Annotated in this window: 1 protein-coding gene; it reads left to right on the plus strand. The window is 56.9% G+C overall.

Annotated elements, in window-relative coordinates; translation table 11 throughout:
- A partial coding sequence (locus F1381_RS27785; RefSeq protein WP_187355598.1) for a calcium-binding protein occupies nt 1–3060 on the plus strand: 3060 nt, incomplete at both ends.

Consider the following 3060-nt stretch of genomic DNA (forward strand, 5'->3'; position numbering starts at 1 on the left):
CTCCAGGATTTCTTGTCGGTAGGCGGGCTGCTGCCGGGCAAGCTGTCACCGCTGTTCATGACCATGTATCTGAACGGGATGTTTACGATCGGGAGCGAATTGCTGAACACAGGGCGGACAATGATTGTCGACTATCAGCTGCGGCAGATTCAGGCCATGATTGAAATCGGCGAGGAAGAACTGGCCAGGGAGATGTATCCCGATGTCTATGAACTCTATGAAGAATATATGGGTTCCACCACTGCTACCGACCCGGTTCCGTACCGTGACCCGGTCATTCTGGATTTAGACGGAAACGGGATTGAGCCTACCGCCCAGCCGCTGGGTGCCTATTTCGACTTTAATGTCGACGGTTTTGCCGAGAAAGGGCAGTGGATAGCCCCCGGCGATGGGCTTCTGGTCCGGGACTTGAATCACAACGGTGCGGTGGACGATGGGCGGGAGCTTTTTGGGGATGCTACGGTGCTTAAGAATGGCGGGTTGTCCCAGAACGGTGTGCAGGCGCTGCTTGATGTGGACGACAACGGGGATCGGCGGATCGATGCTGCGGATGCCGTGTTTAAGGAGTTGCAGGTGTGGAGCGACTTGAACCGGGACGGGCTGGCGGCTGCTGAAGAACTGCACAGTCTGACGGAACTGGGTATAACGGCGCTGGACCTGACGGCGGTGAATGCGGATACACTAAGCTTTATATATGAAAAAGCGGACGGCAGCACGAATCAGGCAGGTGATCTATGGCTGGCAGCGAGTAAAAGGGACACGCTGGATCTGGTAAATGTAGATATCCCCGAATCCATCCGCCGACTGCCGAATGTACGGGGATACGGGCTGGTGCGGCAGCTGCATGTGGCCATGACACACGATTCGGGATTGCAGGCTCTGGTGGAGCAGTTTGTGGCTGAGGCTGATTTTGCCGAGCAGAAAAGTCTGATGGAGCAGATCCTCTACAGATGGACGGGAAGTGAATTTGTCAATCCCACCAGCAGGGGCACCAACATTGATGCCCGTAAGCTGGCGGTGGTGGAAAAGTTCATGAATGAGCCGTTTGTCGGAACAAGCGGAAGCAACCCGGGCACCAATGCAGCAGCTGCGTTAATGGGCGTGTATCAAGGGTTCACCAATCAGATTTGGGTACAACTGCTGAAACAAAGTCATCTGAAGCCGGTACTGGAACGGATGAGCTATATCGTCGATGTAACAGCGGAAACGGCAGCCATCGGGCTTGCCCGGGTGCAGGAATATATCGGAGAGCTGTTTCAGGAGAACCGGGAGAGCGGCTTAAATCTGCTGAAAAGCTTTGCGCTCATGAGCGTAGTGCAGACCTATGAGGTCGATCCCTTTAAGGATGTATTGGTGTACTTCGCCAATAAAGACAGTGAGTATGCGAAGGCTATCGGTGAGGCAGGGGGAATGACCCTCGGTACGGACAATGCGGACAACATTACGGGAACTTCCGGTAAGGATTTAATTTACAGCCAGAACGGGAACGATTCGATTGACGGCGGGGCCGGAAATGATTACTTAAACGGAGGAGCCGGCAATGATGCGCTCAATGGCAATATCGGTGATGATTGGCTGAGCGGGGAGTTAGGCGACGACACGCTGTACGGGAACGAAGGCAACGATACCCTGATGGGCGGGGAGGGCAACGATACGCTTTATGCCAGTGCAGGCGATGACGTGCTCGACGGCGGGGCCGGGAACGACACGCTGTACGGAAACCGCAACAGCAGCGGATACTCTACAGATTATAACGGCAATGACACGTATGTGTTCGGCAAAGGATATGGCAACGACACGATTGTGGAATACGGCGGGGGAACGGACACGCTGCGGTTCTTCAACGTCAATCCGGGAGACATCGAGGTTCTGGAGGAAGGGCAGAGCCTGATCATCCGGATTAAAGAAACCGGTGAACGGTTGACCATCGCTTCACATTTTATGACGAGCAGCTACAAGGTGGAGAGGGTGCTCTTTGCAGACGGCACGGAGTGGGGACTGGCGGAGCTGGAGCGGGAGACGGTGACGTACGGTACGGAAAGCGGAGAGACGCTGTACGGACACGGGGCGGCGAACCGGGTGTACGGGTATGGCGGCAACGATATCATCAACGCGTACGGCAAGGTATCGAGTGAGCTGTACGGCGGAGCAGGGAACGATACGCTGGGGGCAGCGGCGGGAGCAGACCTCCTGGACGGCGGCGAAGGCGACGACACGCTGTACGGGAACGAAGGCAACGATACCCTGCTGGGCGGGGAGGGCAACGATACGCTTTATGCCAGTGCGGGCGATGATGTGCTCGACGGCGGGGCCGGGAACGACACGCTGTACGGAAACCGCAACAGCAGCGGGTACTCTACGGATTATAACGGCAATGACACGTATGTGTTCGGCAAAGGATATGGCAACGACACGATTGTGGAATACGGCGGGGGAACGGACACGCTGCGGTTCTTTAACGTCAACCCGGGAGATATCGAGGTTCTGGAGGAAGGGCAGAGCCTGATCATCCGGATTAAAGAAACCGGTGAACGGTTGACCATCGCTTCACATTTTATGACGAGCAGCTACAAGGTGGAGAGGGTGCTCTTCGCAGACGGCACGGAGTGGGGACTGGCGGAGCTGGAGCGGGAGACGGTGACGTACGGCACGGAAAGCGGAGAGACGCTGTACGGGCACGGGGCAACGAACCGGGTGTACGGGTATGGCGGCAACGATATCATCAACGCGTACGGCAAGGTGTCGAGTGAGCTGTACGGCGGAGCAGGGAACGATACGCTGGGGGCAGCGGCGGGAGCAGACCTCCTGGACGGCGGCGAAGGCGACGACACGCTGTACGGGAACGAAGGCAACGATACCTTGCTGGGCGGGGAGGGCAACGATACGCTTTATGCCAGTGCGGGCGATGACTTCTTGGACGGCGGGGCCGGGAACGACACGCTGTACGGAAACCGCAACAGTAGCGGGTACTCTACGGATTATAACGGCAATGACACGTATGTGTTCGGCAAAGGATATGGCAACGACACGATTGTGGAATACGGCGGGGGAACGGACACG

Source organism: Paenibacillus tengchongensis, assembly GCF_008973665.1.
Classification (GTDB): Bacteria; Bacillota; Bacilli; order Paenibacillales; family Paenibacillaceae; genus Paenibacillus_AQ; species Paenibacillus_AQ tengchongensis.